Source organism: Paenibacillus sp. 01T431 (genome assembly GCF_056398625.1).
This window is the reverse complement of the sequence record NZ_JBFTPT010000007.1, coordinates 270457-286821: the sequence shown is the minus strand read 5'-3', so window position 1 is coordinate 286821 and position 16365 is coordinate 270457. Positions and strand designations below refer to the sequence as shown.

Here is a 16365-nt window from a genome sequence, read left to right as displayed (position 1 = left end):
AAAAATGTTGAAGAAGTGGATGAATGCGATGCTGGTCCTCACGCTGCTCAGCATGCTGGCATTGCCAGCTGCGAGCGTATCTGCGCATGATGCAGTATCGATTGAAGATGCGTTAACGGATAACTCCAAGATGTTTGCGAGTTCGCCAAACTGGACATTTGACAATTCGAATCCGCATTTTTTTGGAGGCGATGAGACTAGAGCGGTTAGAACGTCAACGACGACGCAGTATGCAGTATATAAGCTGGATGGCATTCAGTCCTTTGCCTTGCAAGCTTATTATTTCTCCGGATCAACTGCGGTCGTTACGTTCTATGGCTCAGCGGACGGTTCTGCTTGGACAGAAATTCCTTCTCAATATTCAGATCCTGTAGGAACAGGCTCCGGCTGGTATGGAACGGAATACAGTTCCTCGGGAGCACTGCCAAGCGGAATCGATTATTTGAAAATTGAACTGAGCGGAGATATCGATACTTGGCTCATGCAGCTTGGATCGATTACGGTTTCCAATCTGTCAACGGCACCTCAGACGATTGACGACAAGCTTGATGACATTTCCAAGCTTGCTTCGTTTACGGCTAATTGGTCAATAGACAACACGAATCCGGCTTTTTTTGGCGGGGATGCTTCTAGAATTGTGAGAACGGCCGTATCGGATGAGTCAGTCGTTTATCATCTGCATGGCATTAAACATTTTGCAGCAAGACTTCACTCCTTCGCAGGTTCAACGGGTGTTATTACGTTTTATGGCTCGCCGGATGGCGCGGTGTGGACAGAGCTTGCTGCTGTGCATGATACGCCTGAATCGACCGGGGACGGGGCTTGGTCAGGGGCTACATATACGCCGGCTGATCCGCTGCCCGCAGACATTAATTATTTGAAAGTAGAATTATCTGGCGATCTGGCGAATTGGCTCATGCAGCTGGGCTCTGTAACGCTTGCGAATGTGGTGCCTGGAAACGGCGGCACAGGAGGCGATGGCGATTATTTCGTAGATGCCGCAGCTGGCAGCGACAGCAATGACGGCAAATCGCAAAGCACGGCATGGAAATCCTTTGCGAATGTCAATAACACGACTTTTGCAGCGGGTGATCGCATTTTGCTCAAAAAAGGCAGCGTATGGAACGAGCGGCTGTATCCAAAGGGCAGCGGGACAGCGGAAGCGCCGATAACGATAACGTCTTACGGCAGCGGCAGCAAGCCAATCATTAACGGCGGCGGCATGGCCGGGGGCGCAGTATATCTTCGCAATTCTTCGAACGTCGTTATTCAAAATTTGGAGGTAACCAACTACGCCGCTGAACGCGGAACGACGTACCGAGAGGGCATTCTTGTTGAAAATGCAAACGCGGGTACGCTGACAAACATTCAGATTTTGGATAACTATGTGCATGGCGTATCAAGCAGCTTCAGATATCCGACTGAATCAGGAGCAGAGGGCGGGCCACATGCCTTTGGGGGCATTTCCGTATATGTAGGCGGCACCACCGCAACGGATAAGTTCGATCAAGTGCTCATTCAAGGTAATACAGTGGAGCGCATTGGACGAACGGGCATTGTCGTATGGGATCAACGCTGGAATGGGCAGGATTTTGCTTCAACTGGTGTGAAAATCCGTCAAAACTATGTGAAGCAAGCCGATAGCGACGGCATTCTTACTTTCGGCGTAGATGGTGCGTTAATTGAACATAATGTGGCAGAAGGCGGCGGCAATTACTCTGAGGTTGGTGAGTTTAACGGTTCAGCTGCAATTTGGCCGACTCGAGGCAAAAACAATGTGGTACAGTTTAACGAATCCTTTAATACGAATAAGCCGGAAGGCGACGGTCAAGGCTTCAATTTAGATATTGATACGAACAACAGCGTCGTTCAATACAACTACAGCCACGATAATAAAGGCGGCTTTATTCTCTTTGTGGATGCGCGCTTAACTCCAGGCGTGCTGGTCGGCTCTTCAAACAATGTGGTTAGATACAACATCAGCCAAAACGACCTGACTCATACGTTTAATTTTGCGGGCGGAGTTTCGCCTAATACGCAAATTTACAACAACAGCATTTATATCGGAACAGGTCAGAATACAAAAATTATGGATCATGAGTGGAATGAAGCAGGGGATCTGCAGGCGGCTTTTTCATTCAAAAACAATCTTATCTATAATCTTGGAACAGGCGATTATCATGTGCCGGGCATGAATGGCGTGTTTGACCATAACTTGTTTTACGGCAACCATCCGATCAATGAGCCTGCTGACCCGAATAAAGTAACGGCTAACCCGATGCTCGTTTATCAAGGCGGCGGCAGCAAAGGCTGGAATACGGTTGATGGCTACAAGCTAAGAGCCGGTTCTCCTGCTTTGGGTGCGGGTACGCTCATTGCCGACAATGGCGGTCTTGATTATTGGGGGAATTCGGTATCGGGCACGGAAGCTCCGAATATTGGCGCTTATAATGGAGCAGGTCTAGATCCGGCGACGCTGCCGGAGCCGCCTGTCGATGATTTGAGATTGTATTTCCAAGGCTTGAAGGTCATACCGAGTATTACCGATGATGATAGCGGCAGCAAGTCGCTCCGTCTTCAGTTCGTAAACAGCTCTGAAAAAGACAGCTTAACGGTTGGAAAGATCGCTTGGGAGGTTGGCAAAGGTTCGGGTCTTGGCACCATCAGCGGCAAGGATACGAATGTCCCTGTCGTCGCGCCAAGCGGGCAATCGACGTATGTTATTCCTTTGCCAGGCTTGGCTGAAGGGGTTAAATATCCGCTTGATTTGAAGGTTGAAATTGCCGGATATGAGAACATTCATATGACAAGAGAAATTGATTTTAACCGCATATTGCATGAGACGGACAGCCGCCAGCCTATAACGATTGATTTGGCGAAAGGCAGCAATGTGATCACAGGTTTTCAAGGTGATGATGACCTAAGCGGTACAGCCAAGCTGCGCTGGGATGAAGGCTTTTTCTATCTCTCAGCAAGCATAAAAGACGATGTGTTTAACCATGCAGCCTCCGGCAGCTCGATTTGGCAAAACGATGGTATTCAGTTCAGCGTAGCGCCGGGTGTTCCCGGCGAGAGCCAGTCCTGGTATGAATACGGCATTTCGCAGACGCCGGACGGGCCGCAAATTTATCGCTGGCTTACGATGCAAGGCAAAGCAACAGGTTCAGTAACGAACGGGACGCTTAACGTAACGCGAAATGAAGAAACAAAGGTAACTTCCTATGAGCTGAAGCTTCCTTGGAGCGAGCTTTATCCGATCCAAGCCGCTGTGAATCAAGCATTAAGCTTCTCGATGCTGGTCGACGATAATGACGGTGCAGGACGCAAAGGATATATCGAGTGGGGCTCGGGTATTGGCGGAGTGAAGGACCCAGCGCTATTCCGTACCTTCCAGCTGCTGGCTAAAACAACGGTTACTCCACCGACACCAGGGGGAAGCACAGACGGCAGCAATGGCAGCTTGAACACGATTGACAAGGGCATCATTACAGCTAAAGGTGCTAGTATCGACAAGGGGATTGCTCAAATCAATATCTCCAACGAGGAGCTTAACAAAGCACTCGAAGGGGCGAAAGACGGGCAATTGGTCATTAATGTAGTACCGTCTGGAAAAGATGAGAAGGGTGCTGCCATTCACATTTCCGCAGCAGCGCTAAAGGATGGGAACGCTAAAGCGAAAACCATAATCGTCACCGCAAATGGCGCATCGCTTTCCATTCCAATAGAAGCTCTCCTAAGCCGCCTGCCGGCTGGCTCGAAGCAGGTGGAGATCTCAATTATCCAGCAAGGAAATGCCTCGCTTCCGCAAAGCTTACAGCAAAAATGGAAAGGCCATCCGATTTACGATTTCATCGTTAATGCTGATGGAGCAGCGGTTGGCAAGTTTGATTCCAAGTCGCCAATGACGGCGACAATGAAATACGAGCTGAAGCCAGAAGAGCAGGCTCATCAGGTTGTTGTATATACAATTCTAGAAGATGGCCGTGTAGAAGCGGTGAAACAAGTAAAATACGATTCCGTTACGGGGACGGTAACTTTCGAGACTAATCTTTCTAGCCGTTACGCTGCAGCCTTTGCGAATGTATATTTTACAGACGTCAACGCCGCATCGCGGACGATTATTGAAGCTTTAGCAGCTCGTGAAATTGTGAAAGGTGTGGGGGAGAGCAGGTTTGAGCCTAACCGTTCCATTACCCGCGGCGAGTTTGTTCAGCTTCTCGTCAATGCCCTCGATTTGGCACCTGCTGCAGGGTCTAGCAGCTTTACGGATGTCCGTAAGGAAGCATGGTATTATGCTGCGGTTTCCACAGCTCAGGCGCTGGGTATTGTAAACGGAAAAGGAGACGGCTCGTTTGGTGTATCCGATGTCATTACACGTGAGGAAATGGCTGTCATTGCTTTCCGCGCAATAGAGGCGGTTGTGAAGCTGCCAAAAGCAGCTGGCGAATCGGATATTTTTAAGGACCAGAGCCAAATAAGCGGTTACGCTTTGGAGGGAATTATTGCTTTGCAGCAGGCGGGATTCATCAAAGGGTACAAGGATGGATCATACAAACCAAAAGGCTTGTCTACCCGCGCGGAAGCAGCAGCAGTTATTTACCGGTTGATGGGGTTATAGGTTTGTTGAAAGGACTGCACTCTTGTTGAAAACAGGAGGGTGGTCCTTTTTTCTATTTTGAAATCAGCTTGTTGCCGGAAATTTGCAAGGAGATCAAGGGTTTTATAGGAAATTAAGCAAAAAAGGAAGCCTACTTAACCATTTCGCAGGGTTGTCGGATGTTATCCTACGATATAAAGCGCTATCATAAGATGAAAATGGCAGGCCAAATCAACATTAGCCAACTACTCGGAGGTCGTTTCCATGAACTATTTGTCTTATGTTAATCCGCTGCAAGGAACGGATTCTGTGTATACATTCTCGAACGGGAATACGCTCCCGCTCGTTTCAAGACCTTGGGGTACTGCTTCATGGAGTCCGCAATCCCATGAGGACGGAGCGGGGTGGTTTTACCATCCCTCCCACCGCAGATTTCAAGGCCTGCGGCTAACGCATCAGCCTAGCCCGTGGATAAGGGATTATGGGCATCTTGTTGTCATGCCGCAGAGCGGGCCTATTTATTTAGATGCGGATTCCCATGCTTCCTCCTACAGACCAGAGGAAATGGTCGTGCAGCCGCATTATTTTCGAATTCGGCTTCCTCGTTATGAAGCATCGATGGAGCTGGTTCCGGGAATGAGGAGTGCGTGCCTTACATTTACTTTTGACAGGAGAGAGGACTGCAGAGTTATCGTGTCTCCTTTTAAAGGGGAGTCCTCGATTTTAATTGATAGCGTCAATCGCCGGGTGACGGGCTTTACTCGTGCTCATCACGGGGAAGTACATGAGAATTTTGCGATGTACTTTGTTATGGACTTTGATTGTGATTTGCAGGATGAGCAAAGCGGTACATTTAATGGGGATTTTACTGCGTGCGAGCAGCTGGCAGGAGCGGGAGAACGAGTAGGCGCTTTCGCTGGACTTGCTGTCCCTGCGTCTGGGATCGTCAATGTTCGCTTGGGCACTTCCTTCATCAGCCATGAGCAGGCGCTTTGGAATATGCAGCAGGAGCTGGGGGATTTAAGCTTTGCGCAATTGCAGGAACAAGCTGCACAGGATTGGGAACAACGGCTGAGCACAATAAAGGTGGAAAGTGAAGATAAGGATGAGATGAGCACCTTCTATACATGCTTATATCGCACCTGTCTATTTCCTCGTACATGGCATGAATACAGCCCTAATGGGGAACAAGTGCATTTTAGTGCTTATGACGGTAACGTTCATAAAGGCCCTATGTATATGGATATTGGTTTTTGGGATATCTATCGTACGAGCCTTCCGCTGTACAGCCTTTTATTTCCCACCATGCTGGGTGAAATGACAGAAGCATGGGTTCATATTTATAAGGAAAGCGGCTGGATGCCCAAATGGATTTCGCCTGCGGAACGAAGTGCCATGCCGGGTACATTAATCGATGCTGCAATAGCGGATGCTTATGTGAAAGGCATTCAAGGGTTTGATGTGCAAGCGGCTTACGAGGGACTGCACAAGCATGCCACACTCGCTTCCAGTGATGGGAAACATGGACGAAAAGGATTGGCAGCCTATATCGAATATGGCTATCTGCCGGATAATCTTTTCCACGAAAGCGTGAGCAACGCCTTGGATTATTATTACGGTGACTTCTGCATTGCTCAGATGGCGAAAGGCCTCGGCAAAGCGGAGGATTATCGTTTCTTTATGGAGAGAGCGGCGAACTATAACAAGCTGTTTGATGCTGGCGAGGGTTTCATGAAAGGGCGCAATGAGCAAGGGCAGTGGCAGGAGCACTTCGATCCTTTGCAATGGGGCAACCCGTTTTGCGAAGGCGGGGCTTGGCAGTGCAGCTGGTCCGTACCGCATGATATAGCTGGGTTAGCAGAGCTGATGGGCGGAAATGATGCTTTTGCGAAAAAGCTCGATGAACTGATGACGATGCCTCCTCTATTCAAAACGGGCACGTACGGCACGGAAATTCATGAAATGTCGGAAATGGCTGCGATAGATTTCGGCCAGTTTGCCATTAGCAATCAGCCTAGCTTCCATATTCCCTATATTTATACCGTAATCGGCAAGCCGTCTCGAACGCAATATTGGGTAAGAAAAGCGATGAAAGAGCTATTCAGCAGCAGGCCTGATGGACTGCCTGGCGATGAGGATAATGGGAGCTTGAGCTCGTGGTATATATGGAGTGCGCTTGGCATGTATCCATTCTGTCCCGGAACTCCGGAATATGTCATGGGCAGCCCCTTGTTCCGTAAAGTGACCATTCAATTGGAGAACGGCAAGGAGCTTGTCATTGAAGCGGTGAACAACGGCGCTGAAAATGTATATTGGGATAAACTGAGTGTAAACGGCGAACCGTGGCATAAATTGTCGATCAGTCATGATCAGCTGGCGGCTGGAGCGGAGCTTCAATTTCATATGGTGGACGCGCCTTCTGGGTCGGTAACGCTAAGTAATACTTTACCATACTCAATGAAAAATGAGGCTGCTTATGAGCCCAAATAATTTGATTTTTGCTCCTGGTCGTTATGTCCCTATTAGCTCGTTTACTAGTCTTGACGGTACCTCGTCGTTCGCAGATATAAAGGTGAACCCGAAGCTTTTAGCGGCTCTTACGGAAAGCGAAGCAACGATTAAAGCGGCTCGTTATACGGATAAAAAGGTTGAGTTTTTGGAAGTAGAGCAGGTGGATTTCTATCGTGGGCTTGTTCGAATACAATCGGCGACAGCTGGCATTTATACCATTGTCACAGAGAAGCTGTGTAATGATTTTCCGATTTTGACGAATTGGAATGCCGCATTAAATGGCGGCAGAGGCGGTTCACAGGCAGGCGGCACCGATGGGATCGGCGTTCTTCGACTGCATGAGGAAACGGGCGAACGTGAAGTCGAACTTCCGCTGCAGGACAATGATATCACTAGTCCTTATTATTACCGGACGGATGCTTATGCTTTGTTTGCAGCGGAAAAAGACGGCGAGCATCAAAGGACGCCAGCCTATGAACGCTATATTGGCGAGACGTATAGCGTGGTTCGCGTGACGGATGAAGTAGCTTTGAAGCTATCGGATGAAGTGATGAAACTTACGGGTTATCCTGTCATTTTCCGCAATCCGGGGACGGCACTTGACGAACTAGAAGGAGTACCTGCCTTTCAGCTTGTGCATGGACGTATTGCAGGTCAAGGTGAGCATCGCAGTATGGTTAGCTACATCCTTCCTCCGGAGTGGTCTCGTACACCTGAAGCAAGGTATCCTGCTTTATTCAGCGGGTTTTATGATCAGAACGAAAATGTGTTTGCAAACGTTGGGCCAGCTCTTCTAAACGTGCTTGGCCAGACGTTATTAGACACAGGGAAAGGTGCAGTCGGCATCCTATGGAACGGCGGAGGTTCGTTCGGTACGAGAACGATGCATGGTTCCGTATATGAAAACTTGGACGATCTGTTCCTGACCGCTACAGAGCAGTTCGCCGTGGATGGGAATGCCATTGTGACGGTTGGCGGCTCACGCGGAGGCATAACAAGCTTAATTGCGGCGGGTAATCCGAATAGCATTGTGTATTCCGTTCGTTATGCCATCTGCTATAATGTTCCGCTCGCTTTTGGAGATCCTTTTAAGGAAATGCTTAATCCCACCTGTCCGGTATGCTGGCGCGCGGTTTGCGAGGATACGGGTTATAAATACGCGTGGCAGTCTGGCTGGCAGGATGGGGACGGTCGCCGCGCAGTTGATCTATTTTTCACAACGCTGCTTGGTACTGATGATATGGAGCTTATTGCGAGCGAGCGAAGCCCAGCGTCGAATCAAATCATACATGCCTTGAAGTACAAAGGGACTAAGGTCTGGCTGACACACGGAACGCATGACGCGTATACCTCAAGCTGGCTGTCCTTTGAGTGGGCTGATCGCGCCCGCAGGCATGGCGTGGACGTTAGGCATGAAATCGGCTACCGTTACGGACATAACAATTGTACAGATCCATTCCAAAGCGCAAAAACCTGCTTAACAGCTCTTCTGAATCAAGTGGATTTGCCAATAGAGGGGACATGGCATTATCGCAGGGCTAGCGAAGTGCAGGAAGAGTGGGAGCGATCGGAGCAATTCGAGCCGAAACATCAGCCTGTATTTGTGGAAGCGCCCAAAATTGCGGTTGTGGGACTGCCTATTCTTCTTATCGTCTATGGCGAGCCGGGCATGGAATACGAATTGATTTTGCATCCTTCGAGCGAGGTGGAACGGGCGGAGCCTGTTGTTCTCATGGCAGGTACGATGAGCCAGTTGGAAGGCTATCGCACGACATTTTCCTTTGAGAAAACCGTTCAGATCGTGTCAGAGCAGATTAAGCCGGGGTTGTATGAATACCGTTTGCTTTTTAGAAGAAATGGCTCGGAGCAGTGGGAGAACACGGCTGTATATTGCCCACAACCCGGCTTTGAAGGACAGTCGACGCTTACGGTAACAAAGGACATTCCAAACTTCGCAAGCAATGAGTGGCTTGAACAGACGACAAAACATGCAATCGGGTGGGGACTGAGCGAGGCTTAATGATAAGGGGATGCTCTTTAAGTAGACTTTTCTACTTGAGGAGCATCCCTTTTTATAGGCTTGAATAACGCCTAAAAGTAGGCTTACGGGACATAAACACAAAGAGAAGCAGCTTCATATGATGAAGAGTATAGCCCGAGTAAAGGATGCGCGTAGGAGGAAATAGGAGTCGTGGGAGGGAATGCAAATGGCGTTGTATCACAATATCCACGCACTAATTGGCAATACGCCGCTAGTTGAGCTTACAGGTTTTGYGCTGCCGGAAGGTGTAACGCTTTATGCGAAGCTTGAGTATAAAAATCCAGGAGGAAGCGTCAAGGATCGGCTTGGCGTCGAGCTGCTGAATGCCGCGTTCGCAAACGGACAGCTGAAGCCCGGAGGAACCGTTATCGAAGCGACAGCAGGCAATACGGGAATAGGTCTGGCATTAGCGGCGATCGGACGGGGAGTATCGACAATCTTTGTTGTCCCCCATAAATTCAGCATAGAGAAGCAGCAATTGATGAGGGCGCTTGGTGCACAAGTTGTAAATACACCAACAGAGCTTGGCATAGCAGGCGCGGTGCAGAAGGCGGAAGAGCTGATGAAGGAAATACCCGGTTCCTATTCGCCAAGGCAGTTTTCTAATGCAGCAAATCCGTTAACCTATTACAAAACGTTAGGCCCCGAGCTATGGCATGATTTAAACGGTGCGGTTGATGTTTTTGTTGCCGGAGCGGGAACGGGAGGAACCTTCATGGGAACAGCGCAGTATTTGAAGGAGCAGAGCCCAAAGGTGAAGACGGTTATTGTTGAGCCGGAAGGCTCCATACTTGGCGGCGGAGCACTAGGGCCGCACAGGATAGAGGGAATTGGCGTGGAGAAGCTGGCTCCATTTATGGATAGCAGCTATTTCGATGCCATTCATACGATAAAGGATGAGGATGCTTTTGCACGGGTGAAGGAGCTGGCGCAGCTCGAAGGAATGCTTGTCGGCAGCTCATCGGGCGCCGCACTGCATGCTGCGCTGCTTGAAGCGGAAGCAGCTGCGCCCGGCAGCCGAATTGTTACTATTTTTCCAGATGGCAGTGAGCGGTACTTAAGCAAACAGATTTACAACGGAGGTGCTTAAGCTGAGGCGAAAAACAAAGCTCATTCATGGAGGCAGCCCTTTTGACCCTTATACAGGTGCGGTCAGCGTTCCCATTTACCAAGTGAGCACCTATAAACAGGACGACATCGGCGTTCATAAAGGCTATGAATACTCACGTACGGGCAATCCAACGCGTCATGCACTGGAGCAGTATATTGCTGATTTAGAGGAAGGTGCAAGAGGTTTTGCTTTTAGCTCAGGCATGGCAGCGATTAACGCTGTGTTTTCTTTGCTGAGCGCTGGCGATCATATTATTTTGACGGATGATGTGTATGGGGGAACGTATCGCATTGTGACGAAGGTGCTGAGCCGACTGGGGATTGAAGCGACCTTTGCGGATACGACGAGCCTAGAAGATATGGAGAAGGCGCTTCAGCCGAATACAAAAGCATTGTTTGTGGAAACACCGACAAATCCGCTGCTTAAAGTAACGGACATTGCAGGTGTAGCCGCTTGGGCCAAAACGAGGCAGCTGCTATTTATTGTGGACAATACGTTCAGCACGCCATATTGGCAAACCCCGATAACACTAGGCGCTGATATCGTGCTGCATTCCGCTACCAAATATATTGGCGGGCATAGCGATGTTGTCGCTGGTCTTGCTGTTGTGAGCAACGATAAGCTGGGGGAAGAGCTGCATTTTGTGCAAAATGCGACGGGAGGCGTGCTTGGCCCTCAGGATTCGTGGCTGCTCATCCGCGGGTTGAAGACACTTGGCCTGCGCATGGAAGCTCATGAAGAGAATGCTGAGGCTATCGTCGCTTATTTATCGCGTTTGGAAACCATTCAAAACATCTATTACCCGGGGCTGCCGAGCCATCCGCAGCATGAGCTTGCGAAGAAGCAGGCACGCGGCTTTGGCGGCATTATATCATTTGACGTAGGCAGCGCGGAGAAAGCGTCTGTGATGATCAAAAAGTTGAAATATTTTACGCTTGCCGAGAGCTTAGGTGCTGTAGAGAGTCTTATTTCCGTTCCCGCGAGAATGACGCATGCATCTATACCAAGCGAGCGGCGGAAGCAGCTTGGCATTACGGATGGTTTAGTGCGAATATCAGTTGGGATTGAAGATAGCGAGGATTTGCTTGAAGATCTGGAGCAGAGTCTTAAGTCATGAAAAATTAGCCAATTGCAACTTATATTCATCTTTGTTCGTTAGTTTGGGTACGCACCAAAAGACTAACAACAAAGGATGGTAGACAAATGGCCTTTAAACAATTGTTAAATAAAAACCTCATGATAGCATCTCTTTCATCCGCTTTATTTCTTAGTGCAGCAGCTAGCGGAGCAACCGCTTATGGCGCTTCAGCCGTTTCGCCTGCTCCTCTTCAATTTCAAATAGGAAGCACCAAATCGATTGATTACCGCGGAGAGCATAAGCTCGCGGTGGCGCCTTATTTACAGAACGGCATTGCGATGGTCCCTGTCAGAGCATTGGCTGAGGGATTGCAAGCAAACATTCAATTGGATGCGGGAGCGAAACAGATTATTTTAACTCGTGCTGGACTTGCGGTGACTCTCACTCAGAATAGTGATGCGGTAGTTGGGAGCTTCATTAAGAACGTGAAGCTGCCTGCCAAAGTTGTTGTTATTAAAGGCACGACCTTCATACCAGCAAAAATGGTAGCACAGCTGTTAGGAGCAAAAACGAGCTGGGACGCGAAGCAGAAAAAAGTTACCGTGCAAACGAGTGAGGCTGCGCTATCGCTCCATTATAACTTTGACCAGGGCGAGGAAGGCTGGAAGGGAGCTTTTGCCGATCTGCCAGTAGACTACAATCCGGATATTTACGAGCTGCAATATGCTAGAGAACTGCTTCCTCTTGCGAATAACAAGACCAATTACGCACTGAAGCTTAAAGGGATGAATCGCAGCGATGATTTGTTTATGTTCGCGACGAAGAAGATCGATGGGCTGAAGCCAAATACGGTATATCAAGCATCATTATCCTTTAAGCTGTATACGGATCAATCGGGCGGGATGATGGGGGTTGGCGGCGCTCCTGGAGAGGCTGTCAGCATCAAAGCAGGCTTTGTAAGCAAGGAGCCTCAAGCTGTCAAGGTTGATAGCGGTGGCGATCATTACTATCGAATGGATTTGGATAAAGGCAATCAGAAGACCGAAGGCAAAGATATGAAGATCGTTGGAAACATGGTGCAGCCGGATGATTCGCTGAAAGGCTTTCAGCCAGTCGCCATGGATTATATGGCAACATTGCAAACCAACGAGAAGGGTGAGCTTTATGTCATTGTGGGCAGCGACTCCGGCTATGAGGGTCTGACAACTTTGTACCTTGATGACATGAAAATTGAGCTTTCACCAAAGGGCTAATCATAACATTGCATAACATTGAAAAAAAGCGATTTCTTAATGGTTTTTAACTATTAAGCATCGCTTTTTTTTATTTTAGGATTGATTTGGTGCAAATTTCGAACGAAGGAATGTCGCTTTTTGGGGTCTCGACGCTGATTTTGGAGATTATTGTAGATAATAAGTGATTTTTAATGAATTTGGGAAGGAATATGCCAGGTTAAACTAGAATATTGGATAATGTCCAACAAAATGGAAGCTAGCTGTCCTGGAAAGGTTAATTGGTATACCATATGATAAATAACGATTTAATCATAGAATCACATCGAAAATGCGAGCGGTATGGACTTAATCGTGATGAACTGCCTATATTTACCCAGCGGTTTACGGATGCGGAGCTTAAAGCTCAGCAGGGCCATTATAAAGAAACGATTGAAGTTATCAGCGTGTTTGTTGAAAAATTTTTATCGACCGTTGCAGATGATCCTTTTTTCCTTGCCATATCAGACAATGAGGGGTATATCCTTGAGTTCAGAGGCAATGCTTCTATTATTAATCAGGTGCGCCAGCTAGGTATTGTTGAAGGCGTGCGATACTGTGAAGAGATCGGTACGAGCTCGGTTGATCTATGTTTGCGTGAACAGCTGCCTATTCAGCTCGTAGGCGAAGATCATTATCAGAAAGTACTACATCAGTTAGCTTGTTATACAGCACCTTTTTTTATGGAGGACAGCGGTCAGCTGCTTGGTTCGATTTCGATCATGACGGAAATTCAGTTTGCCCATCCTCATTTGCTTGCACTTTTATGCACAATCGTTGATTCTATCGAGCGAGAGCTGCTGCTCCGTAAACACAATACACAGCTTCAAATCTTAAATCAGGTTCTTCTGGAAACGGATTATTATGGTGTCATTATTGCCGATGCGCAGGGTGCAATTGTAGAAATAAACAAATACTGCGCTGCGATATTGAACAATTCGGATCATGAAAAAAATGGCTGCTTAGGCACAAGTGTATTTGAAGTCGGCATCATTGGGACGTATTTTGAACGCGTTATGAAACGCAGTGAGTCCTGTGTAGGAATCGAGCTATCTATTCTAGTTGAAGAGAAGCTGCGCTACTACATGCTGGATGTGGTTCCTATCTACGACAGCGAGCGCCAGCTTACGCGGGTTGTCGGCAGCTTGCGGGATATTACGGAAATGAAGATCGCGGAAGAACTGCTTCGCAATAGTGAGAAGCTTGTGTTTGCAGGCCAGCTAGCCGTCAGCATCGCGCATGAGATTCGAAACCCTATGACTACAGTAAAAGGCATGCTTCAATTGTCCAGCAAAACGACGAATCCCCATCATTACAACTTGATGATGTCAGAGCTGGAGCGGATGAATGCGATTGTGGGCGAATATTTAATATTGGGAAGGCCGCAAGCGATTCAGTATAAAGAAGAAGATTGTGATGTTATTTTACAAGAGGTCATTTCGGTATTCGAGCTTCAATTTGAGATGAACGGCATTCAAATACGGAGCGCAAAAGTAGGCGAGACAAAAATTCTATGCGACCGTGATCAAGTCAAACAGGTATTTCTAAATATTTTAAAAAATTGCATGGAAGCTCTTCCCTTCGGCGGAGAAGTTAACATTAAGCTCGATGTGGTGGACAATTATCAACGCATTCAATTTATCGATAACGGCGTAGGTATGACGGATGAAGTGATGCGGCGTATTGGACAACCGTTCCATACGACAAGACGGGACGGGAACGGCTTAGGCATGATGATTGTAGATAAAATAGTATCGTCGCATGGGGGACGATTATCGTTGTCCAGCGAGCTTGGTGTAGGTACTATTGTTGAGGTATGGCTCCCTACTGTATAAAGATGACGAATTATAGATGGAAGCGCGTTTCGGATGCCGAGACGCGCTTTTTTGCTGTGCTTTACTTACTTGATAGCTGCTATTTGCGCGTCGACTTTAGCTATAATGCTCATCGTCTGCTGCTCATAGTTATATGTTTTTTGTTTCTGCTCGTTAATTTGCTTTGTGTAAGCGAGCATGCGAGTAAAAGAGCTTGAGGTTGCTGTTGAATCGCCTTTTTTCAACACTTGATTCAAAATGGATGTCTCCGTCGTGAACTGTTTCTTTATACTGCTGATGGTGCTCTTGGATGCTTTGATTTTCACCTTAAGCGGGTCGATGCCGCTCAGCAGCTCTCGCAAATCTTTAATCGTTTTGGCGGTGCTCGCTTTGGCTGTTCTAAGCGCCGTTTCTTTGCTGCGTATATCTAGCTTGGCGAGCTGAACGGCAGCTTTAGTTGTTTCGACCTGCGGCTTCAGCGCATTCGTAAGCCATTTATCTTTGAACGATTTGGCGAGGCTCAGCTGTTGATTCAAGGAATCATAAAGGTTAAATAGGGATTCGTACTTCTTTTTGGTTTGCACGACAGCTGCCTCTAGCTGAACCAGCTTCTCCGCACCAACTTCCTTAATCCGCTTGCGAGTAGCGAGAACGGTCTCCTCGTTTTGGTAATGGAGCTTGTCTATCCGCACATCCCAATCAAGGGTCAGCTTTTGAATTTCTTGCAATTCCGTGTATTGAGAAGTTAACTTGGCAGAGGTACCTTTATCCGCGGTTCCTTTCATTTTGTCAAAAGCTGTTTTGGCAGTAACGCTGAATTCAAAAGGTGCGGCAGCAATAGTAGCTGGACTTAGAAACGCAAGCAAGAGAACAAACAAAACTACAGTTAATTTGGAAGCAGATGGCATGATCGATAAAACCTCCTTTGGTTTTGGGCAAACAACGCAAAAAAAGCACCTGCAAGATAGGCGGTATACGCCTTCTCTTACGGGTGCTTCCATCGTAAGCCGTGCTTATTTTATTGATTTTTATAAATATACAGGATCATTCAAGCCTCAGTCAAATTGGCTAAGCAGCAGGCAAACTACAAAGCTTGTCGCTTTGCATATTCATCTGGCGTTTTCCCAATAATGGATTTAAAGTCCTTAATAAAATGTGATTGATCATAATAGCCAAGCTCTGCTGAGAGTTTAAGTGAATCATAATGAGTGCTCTTATCGATCGCTTCCGCCGCATTTTGCAGTCGGTACAGCTTAATCACCCACTTTGGCGTTATTCCGACATATTGACTGAAGAGGCGCTGTAGCTTCCTTTTGTTAATATCGAAGGTTTCGCATAGCTGCTCTACCTTGGTCAGTTCTTGATCCTCATGTATCCGTGAAATGATTTGATTGACGAGTGTAATCCACTCATCCGGCTGCGGGAGATGACGAAGAAGTAAGGCCTCGGTAAGTGCGATCATGCCAGCAGGATCTGCTGCCAACCTTAGCTGCTGCTCGTACACGATAGCTTCCGTCCCAAAAACAGCTGGAATCGACAATGCTTGATCCGTAAGCCCTGCTAAAGGCGAGTTTAGAAAAGGATAAAAACCGCCAGGCTGAAACTTAATGCCGAATACTCGTCCTTTGCCTTCAATTTTTTTCGTATACATTTGGCTGGCAACGCCATAAATGCCGCTTTGGTGGTCTTCGATAACGAGATTGACGCAAGGATTCGGGACGACATCCTGAAAATAAGGAGCATGGCCTTCTAAATCCCAGTTTATTATCCAGTAATGTTTAATGAATGGAAGGAGAGGTTCGGAAGGAGCGTAACGGGAAAGCTGAAATTTTTTCTCGCTCTCACTCCGCTGTAAAATACCCAAACTGCGTTTTTGGTCGATAGTGTTCATTTCTATATCACTCCTATTGATCAATTTGTCGCGTTTTTACAATACGATCCT

At 47.6% G+C, this 16365-nt stretch carries 9 protein-coding genes; 7 read left to right on the top strand and 2 right to left on the bottom strand.

Translation table 11 applies throughout. The features are described 5' to 3' along the window. Positions 1-4 precede the first annotated feature (4 nt). The 7 genes from AC1DM9_RS15360 to AC1DM9_RS15330 all read left to right on the top strand — a co-directional run bounded on the left by AC1DM9_RS15360 (position 5) and on the right by AC1DM9_RS15330 (position 14444). Positions 5-4618 carry an S-layer homology domain-containing protein gene (locus tag AC1DM9_RS15360; protein WP_477580844.1) on the top strand — a complete coding sequence of 1538 codons (4614 nt, stop codon included), beginning with the start codon at positions 5-7 and terminating at the stop codon, positions 4616-4618. A 243-nt stretch (positions 4619-4861) separates the two neighbouring features. Next, on the top strand, positions 4862-7087 hold the full coding sequence (locus AC1DM9_RS15355; protein ID WP_477580843.1) for a GH92 family glycosyl hydrolase: 2226 nt from the start codon (positions 4862-4864) through the stop codon (positions 7085-7087). Next, positions 7074-9128 carry a hypothetical protein gene (locus AC1DM9_RS15350; protein WP_477580841.1) on the top strand — a complete coding sequence of 685 codons (2055 nt, stop codon included), beginning with the start codon at positions 7074-7076 and terminating at the stop codon, positions 9126-9128. Before AC1DM9_RS15355 ends, AC1DM9_RS15350 begins: the two co-directional genes overlap by 14 nt. A 187-nt stretch (positions 9129-9315) precedes the next feature. Further along, positions 9316-10239: a PLP-dependent cysteine synthase family protein gene (locus tag AC1DM9_RS15345; protein WP_477580839.1), complete on the top strand. Its 924-nt coding sequence runs from the start codon at positions 9316-9318 to the stop codon at positions 10237-10239. Between the two features lies 1 nt (position 10240). After that, the gene (locus tag AC1DM9_RS15340) at positions 10241-11377 is read left to right on the top strand and encodes a bifunctional cystathionine gamma-lyase/homocysteine desulfhydrase (RefSeq protein ID WP_477580945.1); all 1137 of its coding nucleotides are present in this window, start codon (positions 10241-10243) and stop codon (positions 11375-11377) included. A gap of 86 nt (positions 11378-11463) precedes the next feature. Then, the gene (locus AC1DM9_RS15335) at positions 11464-12591 is read left to right on the top strand and encodes a copper amine oxidase N-terminal domain-containing protein (protein ID WP_477580837.1); all 1128 of its coding nucleotides are present in this window, start codon (positions 11464-11466) and stop codon (positions 12589-12591) included. Positions 12592-12863: 272 nt separating this feature from the next. Next, positions 12864-14444 (top strand): ATP-binding protein, encoded by a 1581-nt coding sequence (locus AC1DM9_RS15330; RefSeq protein ID WP_430055866.1) that lies wholly within the window; start codon positions 12864-12866, stop codon positions 14442-14444. 65 nt (positions 14445-14509) lie between these two features. Here AC1DM9_RS15330 and AC1DM9_RS15325 read toward each other — a convergent pair whose 3' ends face one another. Beyond that, entirely contained in the window at positions 14510-15331 is an 822-nt protein-coding gene (locus tag AC1DM9_RS15325) for a hypothetical protein (RefSeq protein ID WP_477580835.1), read from the bottom strand. Positions 15332-15507: 176 nt separating this feature from the next. After that, on the bottom strand, positions 15508-16314 hold the full coding sequence (locus tag AC1DM9_RS15320; RefSeq protein WP_477580833.1) for a DUF6597 domain-containing transcriptional factor: 807 nt from the start codon (positions 16312-16314) through the stop codon (positions 15508-15510). Positions 16315-16365: the final 51 nt, after the last annotated feature.

Bases quoted from the DNA above. Each gene is read 5' to 3' on its own strand.
- AC1DM9_RS15335 (WP_477580837.1), top strand. From the start codon at position 11,464: ATGGCCTTTAAACAATTGTTAAATAAAAACCTCATGATAGCATCTCTT.
- AC1DM9_RS15350 (WP_477580841.1), top strand. From the start codon at position 7,074: ATGAGCCCAAATAATTTGATTTTTGCTCCTGGTCGTTATGTCCCTATT.
- AC1DM9_RS15355 (WP_477580843.1), top strand. From the start codon at position 4,862: ATGAACTATTTGTCTTATGTTAATCCGCTGCAAGGAACGGATTCTGTG.
- AC1DM9_RS15325 (WP_477580835.1), bottom strand. From the start codon at position 15,331: ATGCCATCTGCTTCCAAATTAACTGTAGTTTTGTTTGTTCTCTTGCTT.
- AC1DM9_RS15320 (WP_477580833.1), bottom strand. From the start codon at position 16,314: ATGAACACTATCGACCAAAAACGCAGTTTGGGTATTTTACAGCGGAGT.
- AC1DM9_RS15330 (WP_430055866.1), top strand. From the start codon at position 12,864: ATGATAAATAACGATTTAATCATAGAATCACATCGAAAATGCGAGCGG.
- AC1DM9_RS15360 (WP_477580844.1), top strand. From the start codon at position 5: ATGTTGAAGAAGTGGATGAATGCGATGCTGGTCCTCACGCTGCTCAGC.